This window comes from Pirellulales bacterium (genome assembly GCA_036267355.1).
GTDB lineage: Bacteria > Planctomycetota > Planctomycetia > Pirellulales > DATAWG01 > DATAWG01.
In genome coordinates, this window is record DATAWG010000071.1 from 1 (window position 1) to 17,773 (window position 17,773).

The window sequence follows — 17,773 nt, forward strand, 5'->3', positions numbered from 1 at the left end:
CGCGCGAAACCGCAAGCGAGCTTCCATGCCCGTTTGGGTTCGAAGCTCGCTTGCGGTTTCGCGCGCCGGCCGCCGTGGCGTTCGTAGCGCGCCGTGCAAGCACAGCCTGCGGCGGTTGTCAAGAACCGTGCGGAAATCGCCGTGCGCTTCGCGAAAAAAACGGCAATCATGGGTTGCTCCGTTTCGCGAATTGAGTTTACGATGGGGATGGCATTGATACGTTCGGCGTGCGGGATGTGCGCCGGCCAAGTTCATCGTGGGAGAGCGACCGATGATTCATTACTCGTGTGACCTCTGCAAGCGGTTGATCGACCCCGAGGAAGATCTCCGCTACGTCGTCAAGATTGAAGTGTTTGCCGCCGTCGATCCGGTCGATGGCGACCAGAGCGCGGGAAACCACGAAGACGATCGCGATCACTTGCAGGAGATGCAAGAGATTCTCCAACGGATGGACGAGACCAATAGCGATCTGACCGGCGGTGACGCGGTCGGTGAGGATGTCTACCAGCAACTGCGATTCGATCTGTGTCCCGAGTGCCGCAAGAAGTTCGCCAAGAATCCGCTCGGCCGCGAATCGCTCAAGCATTTCGACTTCAGCAAGAATTGAATTCGCGGCCTAGTTCCGCGGCCACGACTCATACACGACGCGCGAAACCGCAAGCGAGCTTCCTCGGCGAATCCGAATGGAAGCATGTTTGCGGTTTTGATTGTTTTGCGCACTGCATCAGGCCCGCGACAATCCCACTCCCAACAAATCCGAATCGAATGACCAGCCCTGCCACACTCAAGATCGCCGTGATCCCCGGCGATGGAACCGGTCCGGAAGTTACCGACGAAGCCCTCAAAGTGCTTAAGGCCGTGGCCGGGCTCGAAAACTTTCGCTACGAATTGCAGCACTACGATTTCGGCGGTGAGCGCTATCTGCGAACCGGCGAAACGCTCCCCGCCGGCGCGGCCGACGAATTGCGTTCGTTCGAGGCGATCTTCCTGGGGGCGGTCGGGCATCCTGGCGTTCCGCCGGGGGTGATCGAAAAAGGCTTGCTGCTCGAACTGCGATTTCAGTTGGATCAGTACATCAATCTTCGCCCCGTGAAATTGTTTCCCGGCGTGGAAACGCCACTGCGCGACAAAGGGCCTGCGGATATCGACTACGTCATCGTGCGCGAAAACACCGAAGACTTGTATTGCGGCGTCGGCGGATTCTTGAAAAAGCACACGCCCGACGAAGTGGCCAGCCAAACGGCCCTCTACACGCGAAAAGGCTGCGATCGCTGCATCCGCTGGGCCTTCGATTTCACGCGCCGCCGCAACAATCCCAAAGGCAAAATGCTGACCCTCGTCGCCAAAACCAATGTGCTCACGTACGGGCACGATCTGTGGTGGCGAGCGTTTCAAGAAGTTGCCCGCGAATATCCGGACGTGAAGGCCGACTACAACCATGTCGACGCTTGCTGCATGTGGATGGTCAAAAATCCGGAATATTACGACGTGATTGTGACCACCAACATGTTCGGCGACATCATCACGGATTTGAGCGCGGTGCTGCAGGGGGGATTGGGCGTCGCGGCAGGCGGCAACATCAATCCCGATCCGGGCGGTGTGAGCATGTTCGAGCCGATGGGCGGCAGCGCTCCGAAATACACCGGCCAGAATGTGATCAACCCGATCGCCGCCATCAACGCCATGAGCATGCTTCTGGAGCACACCGGCCAGCCGCAATCCGGAGCGCGCGTGATGCGAGCGATCCAAAGCGTTACCGGCACGAAGATGAAGGGCCAAGCCGCCGGCAAAATGGGTTATGGCACCAGCGAAGTCGGTGATCTGGTCGTCGCGGCACTGGGCGGCTGACGCGGATTCACGGGGTTGCCGCTGGCAAGCGCAGTCGGCCAGTGTTGGCGCCGCTTGACTCAAGCTGCAACACGAACTCGCGGATCTCCACTGGCAGACTTCGATTGCCGGTCGCACTCACGATCGCACATCGGCACGGATCGGCGCGGCCTGTCAGATTGGAACGCCTGGCCTACATCCGCCGAGATTTTCAGATAGCGGCAAGCCAAGCCATCGGCGCAGTCGGCACGGTCGTGATTCGCCTTGGCATGGGTCGCCGAAGAAGTCGCTGCCGCTTCATCGGCCCCAGACGCTTTTCCGAAAAGAAACTCCTGGGCATGATTCAACAATTCGTCGCAATAGAGAGAACTGGGCCGTTCGCAATGCCATAGCGCGTGGCCCCGGCCGTCGCGATTTGGGCACGTTTGACCCGCTAGCGCGGCGACGGCTTCGGCGGCGCGATAGCGATCAAAAAAGAACGGATATAAGAACCGCGTTTGCAAGTCGCGCAAAGCGCCGATTGGTTCAGCCACCGCATGGCTGTCGCTCGCCGAGCGATCGCCTTCAGACAAACTCAGGATTGGCGTGGCCATTGATACCGACTCCTGTCGGTCGGGAACTTGAAAGTCCGCCCCCAGAAACCTACACTGGCCGCCTATCGCCAGCGACCGATTATCCCGACGTGCGGCCGACGAATCAAGTTGCGCATCGAGAATGGTTGCACAACGGGCGTGCCCATGGCAGAAAGCATGCAGGCGCAATAGGCGGGCGATATACTGTTGCCAACACGACCTCGTCCGGCGGATCGGCGAACGGCGCACCATCGAATCGTTTGTATTCGAAGGGCGGCGATCTGAAGCGACTGTGAGTAACTCGAGCCATGCCCGATGTGCTTCGAACCGTCCGAATTTTCATCTCCAGCCCCGGCGACGTGGTCGAAGAGCGCGACCAGACGCGGCGCATCACCGAGAAACTCGAACGGCAATATGACGGCGCTTCGTTGGAACCGGTGCTTTGGGAGGATTTGCCGCTTCCCGCCACGGCTCGGAACCCCGCTGGGAACGACCGTCGCTCGGCCGGACGGCGCGCCGTATCGCAGCGGCACGGAGCGCGAATTCGATCTGATGCCCGCCAACCGCGCAAGAAGCTCAATCGTCCCAACGCCCCTGGATGCCCGCACCGTGAGCTACAATCCTCAACCGCTCGATACTCGTTCCATCGAATTGCCCGCGGCGATCGCGCCGCTCGTCGAGCAGCTCGCCGAGCACAACCACGATATCTGGGCCCGGCAGCGCATCGCCGACGGCTGGACCTGGGGGCCGCGGCGCGACGACGCGAAAAAAACGCACCCCGGCCTGGTTTCCTACGCCGAGCTTTCCGAAACCGAAAAGCAATACGACCGCAACTCGGCCATCGAATCGCTCAAGGCGATCGTTCTGCTGGGCTACGAAATCCGAGCGAATCGCGACTCGTGATGCGTTATTCCCAACCGAGCCGCGCCCGGCGCCATGCCGAGTGCATTGAGTGGGGATGTGCCTCGTCGGCGCCAACATCCCCACGCAAAGCCGTGGACATGGCACCCATTCTGCGGCAACTGCGCGGTTTGCTTCAGCCTGCCCAAGAACCGAACCGGGCGACGCGTTTACGAAGCCGGCGGCGGTTCTTTCGGCAGCCGGGCAAATTCGTCCTCGCTGAGGCCCCTCGCTTCGGCAATCGCGTGCATTTGGCTGATCGTCACACGGATGTTTCCGCGGTCGCACGAAAATCGTTGGAAGGCGGCATGATAGGCGGTTGCGGCCTCGTCCAGTTTCCCTTCGAGCAACAGCGATTCGGCCAACGACACTTGCGTCCAGTAATCCGGCTCGATCGACGAACAGCCGCATTCCCGCAAGCGATCGTTTCGGCCGGTCAATAGCTGCTCGATTTCGGCGGCCAGCTTCCACGATTCTTCGGCTCTTCCGAGCAGGAGCGATGTGGTCGCGGCGTTGATTCCGAGATAAGCATTTTGGCCCTTCGACTTTTTCCAACCGGTGAGATAAAGCTTGTGCGACTTGGCAAGCCAATTGCGGGCCGCGGGGTCTTGCTTCCACATCCGCTTATAAACTCCCGCGGCAATGCCGACGGTCTCATCGTCGTCGCTATTGCGGTCCATGAGATCGTCGATCATTTTGCTTGCCGCGGCGAGATCGCCCGAGCGGCTGGCGTGCAGCATTCTCAGTTGCTGCAAGCGCAGGTTGTCCGGATGCCGCTTGAGCGCATCGCCGAGCAATTCGCCGGCGGCTGCGAGGTCTGCTTCTTCGCCGTGGTTGATCCACAGCTCGGCGATGATGGCGGCCGTTTGTCCGGTGCGCAGCAATGCCGGCCCTTGCTCGATGCGAAGCGCGGGCCAACCGGAATGCCACGTTCGTCCTAATTTCTCGGCATTCGCCATCGCCCCGCGCAGCGACTCATCGGTCGCCAGCGCGAGGCTGGATTCGTTTTCGCAGAGCCGTTCAAGGCGGGGTTTTTTCGGCAGGTCGAGAAGGAAAAACCATGCCAACGTCTGTTCGGTCAGGGCCAGGGCGAGCTGCGCATGATCGCTGTTCAATTCTTCCTGGATATGCCGGGCCGCATTCCCAAGCCGCCGCAGCGCATGGGCGGAATGGAGCGCGCCAGCAGTGAGCAGCGAGTATTGCTCGAGCGTTTGCAGATTGGAAAACACGTTGACGCTGGCCTCGATTTTCACCGCGGTGAGCGCTTCGGCGGTCAAAGCCTCCAGCACACGGGCACCATAGAACACGATCGCCTCGATGGCCCCCACCTCGCGCACTCCAAGCAACCGCCGCAACTCCGGTCCAAGCCGAAAATGCCCGGAGCGAAACTCGGCCACCTTCGGAACCAGCCGGGAGCACGCCACGGCACATTTGGAGAGTTGTTCCATAAACTACTGCCGATTCGAGTCGGGAAGGGGCGAGCCGTCTCTCGAAGTCGGTTTCGGAACGGCCTTCCGATATTTATAGGCAAGATCGGACAATTCTTCAGCAGCGTCCGAATCCAACTCGTCGGTGCCTCCACTGTGAGCGGATTGATAGGCGGCGATCGCGTGTTGCAAGTTCTCTGCTCGTTCAGCGTCGTTCGTTGCGGGCAGATCGAACCACGCTAGCGCGAGTTCGGCCTGCGTTGCCGCCCAAGCCCAAGGGTCGTGTTGTTTCGTGTAAACCGTCAGCGCCGCATCAAATGCAGCGATTGCCCGTTTCAAGTTCGTGGATTTGTCGCCGGCGGTGCGTGCGACCAATGCCTTGCCCAGGACGACTTGCGTCGCCGCCCAATCCGACGGATCGGATTCTTTGTTGATGCGCGCGAGGTCGGATTCGTACCGGGCAATCGTCACTTGTTCTGTGGGGGGGCCCGCATTCGTATCCCCTGCGTCGTGAGGCGGCATGGTGGATCTGGTATCAGTCGACGGCGATTGCCCTCGGCGATCATGTGCGTTCACCGTCCATAGCACACTTACGCCCACGAGTGCGATGGCCGCAACCGTCCCTGCGCCAGCGATCCATTTGGTTCGTGGCGGAGCGCGACGGCCGGCCCGGCCAAAATCGAGCTTCTGGAAATGAAGGCTCTTCAGTTGTTCGGGCGGCAGGCCCGCGGCCATCGGCATCGGCGTTTCCCAGTAGGTCGGGCAGACGAAGCGATCTCGGTTTAGCGACATCGCATATTCCCATTCGCGGCGGACCACCTCCGACTGCATCGAATTCTTCGACCAAAAGAGCTGGAACACGTCGGCATCACGGATTAGCTCCATCAAGCGATCGTTCCAAACTTCACCCGGTTTCAAATGCTTCCAATCGCGGAGCACTTCGTCGCCGAGCAAGGCCAGATAGTTTTCATATTGCTCTACGATCGCGAGATCCTTATGCGAATACGATGCAAAGACCCTTCGAAACGCGGCGGCACGATGCGGCTGAGTCGGCTGCGCCGTGACAGCGTCGGCCTCGACCGCAATTGCCAGATTGACCTCGGCCAATAGCAGAGCCCCAAGATAAATCCGCACGCTGCCCCGTAGCGTCGTGCCAAGAGCTGCGGTTCCGGCGCGGAATCGAAATTCCTCCCGATGCACCGCCTCGACCCACTTGAATGTGTAACGGGGTGGATTGAATTCGACGCCCGGGATTTCCGGCAAGAACGTGACCAAGCCGCCGCGCGGTACGGCGGAACGGCTGTCTTGATTGCGCGAAGCATATCGTCCGAACTCGCTGCCCAGCGATGCCCGCGCTTGCCGCTCCATTTCTTCGATGGGGTCAGGCTCGCCGGGCTCGTCCGGCCGGCGCTCCGACAAATGCCCGAAGACGAGCATCGTGTGCCATCGATTCGGCGCGACCGCCGTGGGGCGATACACCGTGAATTGGACCTGTTCATCAACGAGCGACCGACCGTGCGGCAGTCCTGTGGACGCCCTCCACAGCCGCGGCAATAGCCGCCAAACAACAGCCGCGCCGATGATGAGCGCGGCAAGGACGAGGCCCAGGATGCTCATATCCGACCGGGAGAAGGAACTCCGCACTAAGCTAACCGACGCAAGTGGCCAGTATACCGCTTTCTCGGCAAGGCAATCCACCATTGCCAAGCGATGAGAATCATCAATGAACCGACCATTCGCCAAATGCTGGCAGTCCCCCTGGTCGTGTGGGTAGTATAGATCGAAGCAGATCGATTGACGCCCCCCGACTTCATCGCAAGGGCCTGACTATGATCGTCTCAAAGAAGCTGTGTGCCGCAGCGCTGTGCTTGAGCGCGATTTCCGCATTGAAAGCGCATGCCGCTTCAGGTTTGAACGGTTCGCAGGTGATGCCAAAATCGGATCACGTGCAGCTCTACAAGAATCTGGGCGACACCGATTCGGTCGACGTGATCTATCAGATCGAATGGCCGGCAATGGCTTCAGCAGCCAATGGCCTGTGGGTGCAACTAAAAGACAGCGGCGCTTACGCAACCGCGAAGAAGCCGATCAAGGGTTGGGTCCGCTCCGATCAATTGGTGAAACTCGAAAGTGCGCCGAACGAATATGCGAACCATCTCAACGATCCCGATGCCGGAGTGTACTACTGGCTCAACGGCATTTACTGGGAAAGCCAAGGATCGCCCGACGTGGCGATCACCAATTTCGAGCAGGCCGCGGCGGGCAACGCGTCGATTAACGACGTGGAAATGAGGCTCGGGAGTCTCTATGCGGCAAGCTACTATCAGTATGGGACGGCCAAGACCCTTTCGCAGTATGGCGAAAACAAGAACTGGGAATCGCATTTCCTAAAAGCAGAGAAGGCAGGCACTCCGTGCCCGCAACTCTATCTCGACTGGGGCGTTGCACTCACCTACAAGGCTCAATGGGCCGATGCGCAGCGGCAGTTGGATCGGCCATCAACGTCGAACGCCGGCTTGCCGGATCCCGAAACGTGTTACCGCGACGCGTGTGAAAAGCTCAACAAGGCGGCAAGCCTCGCGCCTGGTTGGTGGCCCGTGCCGCTGGCCCGGGCGGAGTTGGTTCTGGATTGTTGCACATTGACCGAAACGGGGGTGCGAAAATACGACCCGCGGACCGCGGATCGATCGCGGAGGCTCGTGGCGGACTTGATCGCGCCGCCAAGCGCGAACCGTATTTCGTATGAGCGAATCCCGGCCCCGACCGCAACGAATATCAAGATCGCCGCGGAAAATGGCGGGGGCACGGGCAATAAGAGCCATATCGATGCCACGAACCAAAACGATAGCGAGAACGGAAATGATGCCGGCGAATCAAATCGCAGCGGCAACGAGATCCATAATTTGGTCGTCTGGGATCGGCGATCGGGTCATAAAATTGCCACCTTCCAAACCAACACCAAGCGAATCAACTCGGTGGCGATTCACGTTTCTCACGACCAGAAGACGATTCAGATTCTTTCCGGCAGCGAGGATGGGAAGGCACGATTATGGGAGTGCTCGAAGGACGATATCGGTAAGGAAATCCCAAAACCAAACAAGGTTTTCGGCGTTGGTCCGGCCCCCACGGTCGACACCTCGGCGGCCTATGCCGTGGCCTTTTCGGCCGACGGCTCCCAAGTTGCCGTCGGAACCGAAAACGGAACCGTAAGAATCTGGAGCGCGCTTGAACCGTTTGGAATCTTGAAGCAGTTCGCAGCGCATGAAAGGCAGCGAGTTTCGGCCATCGACTTCTCCGGAGATGGCAAGGTCTTGCTCACCGGAAGTTGGGACGGCTCGGCCAAGCTTTGGGATCTTGCCCCAACCGTGCCGAACTGCGTGCGAACGTTTCGCGGACACAGCCTGCCCATCACCTCGGTGGCAATGCTCGACGCGCCAATTCTCGCTAGCGCTCGGCACGGAAAGCCGGCGGACGGCGCCGGCCGTGCGAATCCCACGTCGCAAACGGCATCGAACACATCGCCAGCCGACGCGCAGGACTCGTCGAAAAATGAAGACCCATCCGTGCCGAGCGCCGGTCCCTCACGATATATCTTGACCGGAAGCTACGACTATTCGGCCCGGCTCTGGAATGGCGACGACGGCACACGAGTGCAGGAATTGGACGGTCATTGCGGGCCGGTGTCGTCGCTGGCCTTTGCCGGCGGCACCGCGTTTCTCACCGGCAGCTTCGATGAAACGGCCCGGCTATGGCGGCCGCTCGAAAAAGATGGCAAGACGATTTTCGGAATAACCCTTCTCGCACATCCCGGCGCGGTGACATCGTTGGCTGCTCCCCAAACCGGGGCCGGGGATCAATCGTCCGCCGGGCAGCCCTCGACCGACAACAGCACCGCGAATTCGGTGCAAGATAACTCGTCGAATGCTACCGCTGCTCCCCGCAGTTCGCAGTCCGCGCCGGTCGTAAGACCGACGCCCCGCGCTGCTCCAACCAAGCCCGGATCGCAAGATGATAATCCCTTCAAGGCGCCACTCACCGGGCATGCGCTGGCCGATACGACCCAGCCGAATGGCGCAAAAACCGGCGGCGCGCGGCAACCGGAGAAGAGCAACCGTCCCAATCTCCCCGGCGCCGATGGCCCGGCAATGGTGGTATTGACCGGATGTGCCGACGGTCGCGCGGAAGTGTGGAACGCCAGCAAGGGAGCGAAGCTCGAGGCGTTCGGTCCCGCGGCGGGCCCGGTGACTTCGGTGGCCATCTCCGCCGACGGCGCCTATGTCGTCACCGCCAACGAATTGCCCGATGGTTCAAGTTCTTCCGGCGGCATTGCCATGGTGCTGGCAGCCGCCGAAAAAGATTGCGCGCGTGCGATCAGCTTGAACCCAAAGTCGGCCGACGCATTTCGCGATCGGGCCGATCTCTTGCGGCTCCAACAACGGCTTCCCGAGGCCCAGCAATCGGCAATGAATGCTTGCCTGCTCAACGACTTTCGTGATTCACCGAGCCTGCGCCTGCTGGCCGAGATCGAAGCGGCGGGGCAGCATTTTGACGACGCGTCGCAGCACGCCACCCAGGCGGCTCTCATCGAGGCCGACACGAGCATGCGTGACGCGTATTTGCAATTTCGCGACGAGTGCGCTGCCGTTAGCCCGACGGGCGGCGTTTCGCCCCTTGCGGAGGAAATCGCCCAGTCCGGCCCGCCGGCTCCGAACCAAGTCACGGAGGACAATGAATCCCACCATCAGGATCAGAATGACACCGCGCACCATGCGCCGGAGCCTGCGTCTGGAAACGCGCAGGTCGCCGCTTCCGCGACGGCCTCGCTCGGCATGCCCATTTCCATTTTCGCCCTGCGGCCGCAGTCGCAGACACCGGCGCCCCCTTCGCCGCTTACGCGGCGATTCCTCGGCCGGTGATCGCTATTGCGACGGGGGCAGCAACGTGTTCTGGTAGAGCTGCAATTGCAGCAGGCCGTTGGGGGTCTGCTGTTGCGGACCCGGCACGAATTGCTGCTTCAACGGGCCGGCCTTGAGCTGCTGCTTGAGGAAATCCAGTTTCTGCTGGATGTACGTGATTTCATCGAGCAAGTGTTTGCCCTGGTCGGAATTTTGGTTCGCCAATCTGCGATACGAATCTTGATCGGCGCTTAGCCGCGACAGCAGGGTTTGCTCGATCTGCACGGCGTCGCTCTCGGGAATATTCATCAGGCTTTCAGGCTGTTCGTCGACGTTGACCGATGCGCTGACCGTGCCGACCGCCTCTTTCTTCGGCGCCGGCAGGCCGAACTGATCGATGTTGTAGGTCACCGTTTTGGTGGCATGCACGGGTGCGCTGTTTTGGGCATAGTCGAGAATGGCAAGCGTGAGCCGCGCCAATTGATCCCTGCCGGCATGATCCACCCAAACATAGACCCCGCAATACTCGCCGACATACAGGCATTCGCACTTCTTGGGGACACACTTCTCCGAACCGACGTGAAACCAACAAGGGCCTTTGGGCCCAGCCAGACAGTTCGAGGTGATCGTGCCGCCGACGGCTTTCTTGCCGATCTCGCCGGTCGGATCGCCGGTGTAGAACGTGTTGAACCGGGCCTGGCAATCGGGGCAATTCTGCGACATCTGCCCGTAGCCGCAACTGCTCACCGCCTGTTGATAGGCACATCGCATCAGTTCGAGCTTACGCGGTTCGAGCACCGGAGTCAGCGTAAAGCCTTCGAGCTGCGTTCGCTGGACGCCGCCGCTCAAGCCAAGCGATGCCAACAAGAAGTCGGAGGTGTGTTTGACGTTGAGCGCCGTAATGGGGCGTCCCCATCCCGCCGAACCGGCGGCGTTGGCCTGGTCGGTTACGTTTGCCGAACTCTGGTTGGGGAATGAGAAAAAGGGGATCGAATTCGAGTCGTACACGAACATCGCGAGGTTGTTCATCACTTCCTGCACGATCGCGTCGGACGCCGCCGCCGCCGTATTCACGGTGTTGTTGCGTAGCTGCACGTGGGTGCAGCCGGCGAGCGCCGCCAGGGCGAGTCCTACAAATAAGCGTGAAACGGATTTCATAGGTTTGTTGGCAACGCAGCCGAGGGCTGGTTGTCCTGTTTTTTTCGGGGCGAACCGGGAATTGTGAGTAGTCCGCGGCGGTTGTGCATTCGCGCCTGCCCCTACCATTGGCGTGCGCGGCTCAACCCCTTCTAGCGATCGGTTGAGCACAACGCGATCGTTCAGATTTACCTGCAGTGTCCGAATAACCCGCAAATCTGGTATTTTCCGAACTCGCTGCCGGGCGCCGCCGCTTCCGTTTGGATGCCCATTGCTCCTTGGGCGCCCTCGGACAGGAAGACTGGAAATCTATGCGGGTTGCGGACTTTTTGCGTGCATCGCTCCGGCACGCCACCGGACCAAGCCGGTGCTCGACGGATCGTGCGGCAGCCGATTGCACCCCCCCGCTGCTTGCCCCAAGCGACCGGGCCAATTAGATTCTGGTTCGTTGGCGCACCTTCTTCCGGCGCCGCAAGGAATTCCGATAGTTCGGATTCGATCAATCTCGGGCGGGCAAAACGTTCGGTAGGGTCCGTCGATCAACGGCCCCGCGGTCGCTTCGAATGGCCCGGCGCTTCGGTGGCCGCGCTCGGCCAGGATCACGAAATTGCGCCTGCCCGCCATGAAAATCGAATGAGGGTTGAAGCCATGCAGATCATCTTTCGCAAGCGCGAGTCGAATGCAACGCCGGCGGACGATGAGGTGCTGATCGAGCCGCGCGGTGAAGGCCCGAAGGACAACGCACTGGCCGAGTTGGCATGCGACAAAAGTGTCGCGGCCTTCCCTCACGGCGCCGGGGAAATCCGAAAACTGGTCGTCGATTGCGATCCTACGCTCGACGACATGGTCGCGGCGCTTTTTGTCGAAGAGCGGCTGAGCGGCCGCGAACTTGCGAAGGGCGCGAAATCGTTTGCCCATTACACACGCCGGCGCCGCGAAGGACGGATGCCGAGTTCGCTGCCATTGGAAGCTTCGATCGAAGGGATCTACCTGGCGATCCGCAACGCCGGCGACGGCGATTTGACGAAGCCCGCCACCGCGGCTCGCTTTCTCGACGATTGGCGGCGGATGGCAGACGTCATTTTGAAAGCGGCCGCGGCCGATAAAAACCCGTTCAGCGAGCCGCTTTTTTCCGATGGCGACGCCTTTGCCGACGAGCGCGCGAGCCTCGCGGCCGATCGCGCCGTATTCCATCAGGATGTGCTTCGCGGAGAGCAATGGATCGTCGATATTCCCGGCGCCCCAAATCGCAGTCGAGCACTTTTTTTGCGGCAGCCCACGAGCTTGTTGTTTCCACAATGGAGTCGTCGAGAGGGAGATTGCGGCGCCGAGCGGCCGTTCGTGTTTCTGGCCGTCGATTGGGGCAAAGGCTATTGGATGTTTTCCACGGACCCGGAGCAACGCCTGCGATTGAGCACCTTGGCCGACGCATTGCAGCAGGCCGAAGTTCAGACCGACGCGGCAGCGGCTGCGCACAAACCGTGGAAACGGCAATACGGCGATACGCTCGTCTCCCATCGGCACACGAACATGCCCGACGAGAAAGTGCTCTCCGTCGTGAAGCATTGGGCCCATGCTCGCCGGCCGCCGTCGGCCAAGCCGATTCCGGCGTGGGTTGCCCTGGCCGCGGTGCTGCTGTTCGGAGTCGTGTCGTGGGCGGTTGGTCTTTCTGGCGGAACACGCGTGAGGCAAGCCTCGCTGCAGGAACAGACCGCGGTCGCGAAAAGCTTGCCCGTCGATTCGAATGGCTCCGATGCCAAACTGCGAACGACCCTGAAGAATGTCCAAAATTCCATCTATCTTGTGATGGCCCAGGATCGCAACGGCAACACCGAGGCCGAAGGAACCGCCTGGGTGCTGAACAAGGAAAAGGGTATTCTCGTTACCAACGGTCACGTCGCTGAATTCGACGACAAAGCGAAAGCCACGGGCGGGCGTCTGATCCTGCGATCGCGCGGCAATCAGCAGGGCGACGTTGTCGTGATCGGCACGAAACTCCATCCAGGGTTTCTCGACTGGCGCAAACTCTGGCAACAGGGAATCGGGCACTCGCCCGCAGGCGCGGCGCAAGCCGAACCGCCGGTCAATTTCTGCGACGTTGCACTGCTCTACGTCGACCAACCGGAATCGCTCGCTCCAGCGCTCACCTTGGCCGACGACGCGACCCTGCTCCACCTCGGCAAGCCCGACCTGATCGGCTTCATCGGATATCTGATCGACAACGAAGCGAATCCCGGGCTGAATCCATTGTCCCCGGATCCGTCGGCCGAAACCGGTGATATTGCCGCAATGACCGATTACTTCGGGGACCCGTCCATCGGCGATCCTGCTCAACAGCTTCTCATCCAACACAATATTTCGACCTCCGGCGGTGCGAGCGGCAGCCCGATTCTCAACGCCGACGGCAACGTGATCGGCGTTCACAGCGCGGGCAACTACATTTTGATTCCGGGATGGTCGGGGCGGATTCCGGCGGGGCTGCATTATGCCCAGCGGGCCGATCTGGTCAAAGAACTCCTCGAATCCGACGACCTTGCTCGGCAAGCGCAGCAACCCCGCACCGACCGTTGGACAGCCGCGCTGAGCAACAACAAGGATGCCGCCCTGTTCTTGCAGTTGTTCGGCGAATGGAAGGCATCCATCGACAAGCAGGCAAGTGTCGGCACGGCAACCGCGCCGGTCGCAACCGTGGATCCGATCAGCGTCGTGGCGAAGCTCAGCGACCGGCAACCGGCTGGTCCAGCGAGCAAGCTGCAAGATTATCGAAGCACGCTCAGTTTCTCGGTCGATGGCAGCGGGGAGCTGATCGTCGCCGCGTATACTGCCACCTCAGCGCCGCTCAGGATGACGGTCTATCCTGTCGTAAACGGCGCTCGCCGATCACCTCTCACGGTCATCGCTTTTGGCGATCATCAGAATCATCCGTGCGCGCAAGCCGATGTCGACGGACCGCAAACGTTTGAGGTGGAGCTTGACGCGGACACAGATCTGGAATATTCGCTCCGCGCGTCGCTGGCCCGGCTCTCCACGCAGCAAAAGCGCGATATGCTTGCCGCCGCTTGGATCGCAAAGCACGCCGCTTGGAGCGCGGCGCATGTCCAGCCCCGCGTCGTGCTCGATGTTCCCGGCCAAACCGTTGAGAATAGCGGGCGATTTCTTTCGACCACCGATATCGACCACCTTACTGGGGATTCCAAGGCCGAGGCCGAGTTTTTTGCCGTGGCGAATTCATCGAACGGCGAAAGTCTTCAACTCGAAATCACCACCGGCGGAGCGACGCCGGCGAATTCGCCGGCAAGTCTCGACTCGATGTCTGCCTGGCCATCGCAGGCGTTTACCGACAAACTTGACACCTCGGTCCGGTTGACCGTGGTTGGCCCCGCCGCCGGAATCAAGTATGACGTCGTGATCTACACCGCAGGCCTGAAACCGGCTGCCAAATAGACGACTGGCAGCCGCCTGCGCCGGGGCCCGCCATCGACAGTTCCATTCAACGCAAAGAAACGCAGCCCATGAATCTCGCACAAAAGTCATGTCTGATCACCGGCGGCACGCGCGGGATCGGCGCCGCGACGGCGATTGCCCTCGCCGAACAAGGGGCCAATGTCGCAGTCGCTGCCCGGCATATCGACGACGAAGCGCGCCGCGTCGGCCAGCGGATTGAAGCGCTCGGCCGGCGATGTTTGCTGATCCACGCGGATGTGGGCCGGCCGGCCGACGCCACGCGCAGCGTCGACGACACGGCCGCGGAATTCGGCTCCGTCGACGTTGTGGTCCATTCGGCCGGCGGACCAGTCCCGGGCGGATTGCTCGAGGTTTCGCCCGACGATTGGATGCGGGCGTTCGACGTGCACGTACACGCCGTCTTTCATCTCTGCCGTCGCGCCATTCCGTTGATGCAGAAAAACAAAGAAGGAGCCATCGTCTTGATTTCGTCGTCGGCCGGCCGCCGCGGTTGTCCGGGCAACACTTGTTACCAAGCGGTAAAAGGCGCGTTGCCGCAATTCGCCCGCGCGCTTGCTCGCGATTTCGCCGACGATAATATCCGCATCAACGTCGTCGCTCCCGGAGTGATTCGCACACGCTTCCACGATGCCATGACCGAGCCGATGCGGAAGAACAATCTGGAAAACCGCATCCCACTGCATCGAGAAGGAACCGCCGAACAGGTGGCCACGCTGATCCGTGAGCTGGTGACCAACGACTACATCACCGGCGAAACATTCGGCATCGACGGCGGCCTGACGATGCGCATCGCCTGACCAAAACGAGCACCGTGACGGCGCAGCCACCGATCTCGACGAGCGGATAGACGATGCCCGACGCGCAACTTACAATCGGAGCAATGCAACGCAAACCAATTGTTTTTCCGCGGATTCTTGGCTTCCTCTTGGCGGCCATGCTTGGCGGTTGCAATTCGAAGCGGCCCGCCCCAAGCGGCCAACCTCGGGCGGTCATGGCCCTTGTTGCCGCCAGCGCGCAGGACGCGGTGAACGATTTATCGCCGCGATTCACGGCAGACACCGGCGTTGAAGTCCATGTCGTGGCCGACGATTCAGGGAAGCTGGCCCAGCAAATTGCCAACGGTGCTCCCGCACAGGTTTTCCTTTCGGCGAACAAGAAGTGGGTCGATTTTCTAGCCGGGAAGGGGCTGATCGCCGAGCGCACCGACTTCCTCGGAAACTCACTGGTGATCGTTGTTCCAGCAAACGGCAAGGCGACGGTTCACGACCCGGCCGACCTGTTGGCGCCGCAAATCGCGCATATCGCCTTGGCCGGGCCGAATGTTCCGGCGGGCATCTACGGCCGCCAAGCGCTGACAAAGCTCGGATTGCTCGACAAATTGGAAGAACAAAAGAAGATCGTCAGCGGGGAGAATGTGCGCGCGACGCTTGCCTATGCCGAGCGGGGCGAAACCGAGGCGGCGATCGTTTACAGCACCGACGCGCGGATATCCGATAAAGTGCGCGCCGTATACACCTTTCCCGCCTCGACCCACGATCCGATCGTGTATCCGCTCGTGCTGTTGATGCCGGAAGCGAAAACCGCGGACGGCGGAAGCGACGCGGGCCGGAAGTTCTACGATTTTCTAAAATCTCCCGCGGCGGCGGACGCATTCCGCCGGCGCGGCTTTGGAACGCCGGAAACCCCGGATCACCTACCGAAATCTTGACGAGCCACGCAAAGGAGCCGCTTTTGGATTTCTGGCAGCTTTCCTCCGAAGAATGGTCGGCCGTATGGCTGAGCCTTCGCGTGGCCTGCGTGGCGACGCTCGCGACCCTGCCGGTGGCTGTCGCCCTGGGATACGGCCTCGCGCGGCGGCAATTCTGGGGCAAGAGCTTGCTGGAAACCGTGCTGAATCTCCCGCTCGTGCTGCCTCCGGTGGTGGTTGGCTACTTGCTCTTGGTCGAATTCGGACGTAATGGCTGGCTCGGAAGTCGGCTGGTCGATTGGTTTGGAATCCGATTCGTGTTCGACTGGAAGGGAGCCGTCGCCGCGTCGGCCGTGATGGCTTTTCCACTGGTCGTGAGATCGATCCGGGTGGCGATGGCGACGATCGATCCGCGGCTGGAGGAAGCGGCGCGCACGCTCGGCTGCGGCCGGTTTGAGACATTCCTTCGCATTACGGTGCCATTGGCGCGCCGCGGCATCATTGCCGGCGCGGTGCTCGGCTTTGCTCGCAGCATCGGCGAATTCGGCGCGACCATCATGATCGCCGGCAGCATTCCCGGGCAGACGCAAACAATTCCGCTGAAAATCTATAGCCTGCTCAATTCGCCCGGTGGCGCTGCGCGGGCGAGTCGGCTCGTGGTCGTGTCGGTTCTGATTGCTGTCGTTGCGCTCGCCGCGTCGGAATGGTTCGAGCGGCGCGGCCGCTTTGGCGTCGCGATCGCGGGGCGCGCCACGCCATGAGTTGTTTGGATTTCGATTGCCGCTTTCAGTATCCCGGCGGCTTTCAATTGGCGGCGACCTTTCGATCCGGCGACGGAGTGACTGCATTGTTCGGGGCGTCGGGCGCTGGAAAAACCACCATTTTCCGGCTGATCGCCGGAATCTTGCGGCCGGCCGAAGGCAAAATCTGCTTGGCGGAACGCGTGTTCGTCGACATCGCGGCCGGCCAATTTTTGTCGGCCCAGCGGCGGCAAATCGGCGTCGTTTTTCAGGAGCAGCTTCTGTTTCCGCACTTGAACGTGCGGAACAACCTCGTCTTTGGCAGCCGGCATCGAATCTCCGGGCAAGCGGAAAAGTTCAGCCTCGCCAAAGTCGTCGACTTGCTCGATATCGGCACGCTGCTGGAACGTGATCCGGCGACGCTGAGCGGCGGCCAACGGCAACGCGTCGCCATCGGTCGAGCACTCCTGCGCGGACCCCAACTATTGCTGATGGACGAGCCCTTGGCCGGGCTCGACGAGGGATTGAAGCAGCGCATTTTGAGCTACTTGGCCCGTATCGTCGCCGAGTGGCGGATTCCGGTGCTGTTCATCAGCCACGATCAAGCCGATGTCCTGCAGTTCGCCGAGCAAGTGATCATCGTCGAAGAAGGCCGCGTGGTCGACGCCGGCCCAACCGCACGCACGCTCGAGCAGGCCGTGCGTTCGCGTCTGAAGCATCCGCCCGATCCGATCAACCTTCTGCACATCGGCCGCGTCGCCGCCGTCGACGGCCGGTGGCAAGGCTCGATCGGTGAGCAAGTGGTCGTCCTGCCGCCAATCTCCGGTGGATATGCGGCCCAGAGCGTCTGCGTGCAATTTCTACCCCGCGATGTCACGCTTTCTACGGCGGAAGTGCCCGCCCTCAGCGCGCGAAATCAACTCCATGGCCGGGTGCGCGAGATCGTCCCGCTCGCCGAGCGAACCTTCGTGGCGATCGACATCGGCCAATTGATCTGGGCGCAAGTCACGGCCGCCGCAATTAGCGACCTCGGCCTCACCCCGGGCCAGCCGATCGTCTGCCTGATCAAAGCAACCGCGCTGCTGCCGGTCGGCTAGGTCGAGCCGGTTGGATTTGAAATCGG

The 17,773-nt window shown here is 61.1% G+C and carries 12 protein-coding genes; 9 read left to right on the forward strand and 3 right to left on the reverse strand.

Features of this window, described 5'->3' with window-relative positions; translation table 11 throughout:
* The first annotated feature begins 271 nt into the window (after positions 1 to 271).
* The 3 genes from VHX65_10655 (at position 272) to VHX65_10665 (ending at position 3,302) form a co-directional block, all read left to right on the forward strand.
* Complete coding sequence (locus VHX65_10655; protein ID HEX3999001.1) at positions 272 to 607, forward strand: hypothetical protein; 336 nt, start codon at positions 272 to 274, stop codon at positions 605 to 607.
* Between the two features lie 158 nt (positions 608 to 765).
* Complete coding sequence (locus tag VHX65_10660) at positions 766 to 1,848, forward strand: 3-isopropylmalate dehydrogenase (protein HEX3999002.1); 1,083 nt, start codon at positions 766 to 768, stop codon at positions 1,846 to 1,848.
* A gap of 1,160 nt (positions 1,849 to 3,008) precedes the next feature.
* On the forward strand, positions 3,009 to 3,302 hold the full coding sequence (locus VHX65_10665; GenBank protein ID HEX3999003.1) for a RyR domain-containing protein: 294 nt from the start codon (positions 3,009 to 3,011) through the stop codon (positions 3,300 to 3,302).
* A gap of 167 nt (positions 3,303 to 3,469) precedes the next feature.
* Here VHX65_10665 and VHX65_10670 read toward each other — a convergent pair whose 3' ends face one another.
* Both VHX65_10670 and VHX65_10675 read right to left on the reverse strand, forming a co-directional pair.
* Positions 3,470 to 4,747 (reverse strand): tetratricopeptide repeat-containing protein, encoded by a 1,278-nt coding sequence (locus tag VHX65_10670; protein ID HEX3999004.1) that lies wholly within the window; start codon positions 4,745 to 4,747, stop codon positions 3,470 to 3,472.
* Between the two features lie 3 nt (positions 4,748 to 4,750).
* Entirely contained in the window at positions 4,751 to 6,343 is a 1,593-nt protein-coding gene (locus VHX65_10675) for a toll/interleukin-1 receptor domain-containing protein (protein HEX3999005.1), read from the reverse strand.
* Between the two features lie 212 nt (positions 6,344 to 6,555).
* On the opposite strand from VHX65_10675, the gene VHX65_10680 reads away from it, so the two are divergent.
* A complete protein-coding gene (locus tag VHX65_10680) occupies positions 6,556 to 9,642 on the forward strand; it encodes a hypothetical protein (protein ID HEX3999006.1) in 3,087 nt (1,028 codons plus the stop codon).
* A 3-nt stretch (positions 9,643 to 9,645) separates the two neighbouring features.
* On the opposite strand, the gene VHX65_10685 is transcribed toward VHX65_10680, so the two are convergent.
* The gene (locus VHX65_10685; GenBank protein HEX3999007.1) at positions 9,646 to 10,779 is read right to left on the reverse strand and encodes a hypothetical protein; all 1,134 of its coding nucleotides are present in this window, start codon (positions 10,777 to 10,779) and stop codon (positions 9,646 to 9,648) included.
* A 627-nt stretch (positions 10,780 to 11,406) separates the two neighbouring features.
* Between VHX65_10685 and VHX65_10690 the strand changes: the two genes are divergently transcribed.
* The 5 genes from VHX65_10690 to modC all read left to right on the forward strand — a co-directional run bounded on the left by VHX65_10690 (position 11,407) and on the right by modC (position 17,747).
* Entirely contained in the window at positions 11,407 to 14,202 is a 2,796-nt protein-coding gene (locus VHX65_10690; protein ID HEX3999008.1) for a serine protease, read from the forward strand.
* A gap of 68 nt (positions 14,203 to 14,270) precedes the next feature.
* Positions 14,271 to 15,020, forward strand: a complete 750-nt coding sequence (locus VHX65_10695) for an SDR family NAD(P)-dependent oxidoreductase (GenBank protein ID HEX3999009.1) — start codon at positions 14,271 to 14,273, stop codon at positions 15,018 to 15,020.
* An 83-nt stretch (positions 15,021 to 15,103) separates the two neighbouring features.
* Positions 15,104 to 15,931: a molybdate ABC transporter substrate-binding protein gene (gene modA / locus VHX65_10700; GenBank protein HEX3999010.1), complete on the forward strand. Its 828-nt coding sequence runs from the start codon at positions 15,104 to 15,106 to the stop codon at positions 15,929 to 15,931.
* Positions 15,928 to 16,671: a molybdate ABC transporter permease subunit gene (modB, locus tag VHX65_10705; protein HEX3999011.1), complete on the forward strand. Its 744-nt coding sequence runs from the start codon at positions 15,928 to 15,930 to the stop codon at positions 16,669 to 16,671. Before modA ends, modB begins: the two co-directional genes overlap by 4 nt.
* Positions 16,668 to 17,747 carry a molybdenum ABC transporter ATP-binding protein gene (modC, locus tag VHX65_10710; GenBank protein HEX3999012.1) on the forward strand — a complete coding sequence of 360 codons (1,080 nt, stop codon included), beginning with the start codon at positions 16,668 to 16,670 and terminating at the stop codon, positions 17,745 to 17,747. The genes modB and modC overlap by 4 nt, the downstream gene beginning before the upstream one ends.
* Positions 17,748 to 17,773: the final 26 nt, after the last annotated feature.

Bases quoted from the DNA above. Each gene is read 5' to 3' on its own strand.
- VHX65_10670 (HEX3999004.1), bottom strand. From the start codon at position 4,747: ATGGAACAACTCTCCAAATGTGCCGTGGCGTGCTCCCGGCTGGTTCCG.
- VHX65_10690 (HEX3999008.1), top strand. From the start codon at position 11,407: ATGCAGATCATCTTTCGCAAGCGCGAGTCGAATGCAACGCCGGCGGAC.
- VHX65_10680 (HEX3999006.1), top strand. From the start codon at position 6,556: ATGATCGTCTCAAAGAAGCTGTGTGCCGCAGCGCTGTGCTTGAGCGCG.
- VHX65_10685 (HEX3999007.1), bottom strand. From the start codon at position 10,779: ATGAAATCCGTTTCACGCTTATTTGTAGGACTCGCCCTGGCGGCGCTC.
- VHX65_10695 (HEX3999009.1), top strand. From the start codon at position 14,271: ATGAATCTCGCACAAAAGTCATGTCTGATCACCGGCGGCACGCGCGGG.
- modC (HEX3999012.1), top strand. From the start codon at position 16,668: ATGAGTTGTTTGGATTTCGATTGCCGCTTTCAGTATCCCGGCGGCTTT.
- modA (HEX3999010.1), top strand. From the start codon at position 15,104: ATGCAACGCAAACCAATTGTTTTTCCGCGGATTCTTGGCTTCCTCTTG.
- VHX65_10660 (HEX3999002.1), top strand. From the start codon at position 766: ATGACCAGCCCTGCCACACTCAAGATCGCCGTGATCCCCGGCGATGGA.
- VHX65_10675 (HEX3999005.1), bottom strand. From the start codon at position 6,343: ATGAGCATCCTGGGCCTCGTCCTTGCCGCGCTCATCATCGGCGCGGCT.
- VHX65_10655 (HEX3999001.1), top strand. From the start codon at position 272: ATGATTCATTACTCGTGTGACCTCTGCAAGCGGTTGATCGACCCCGAG.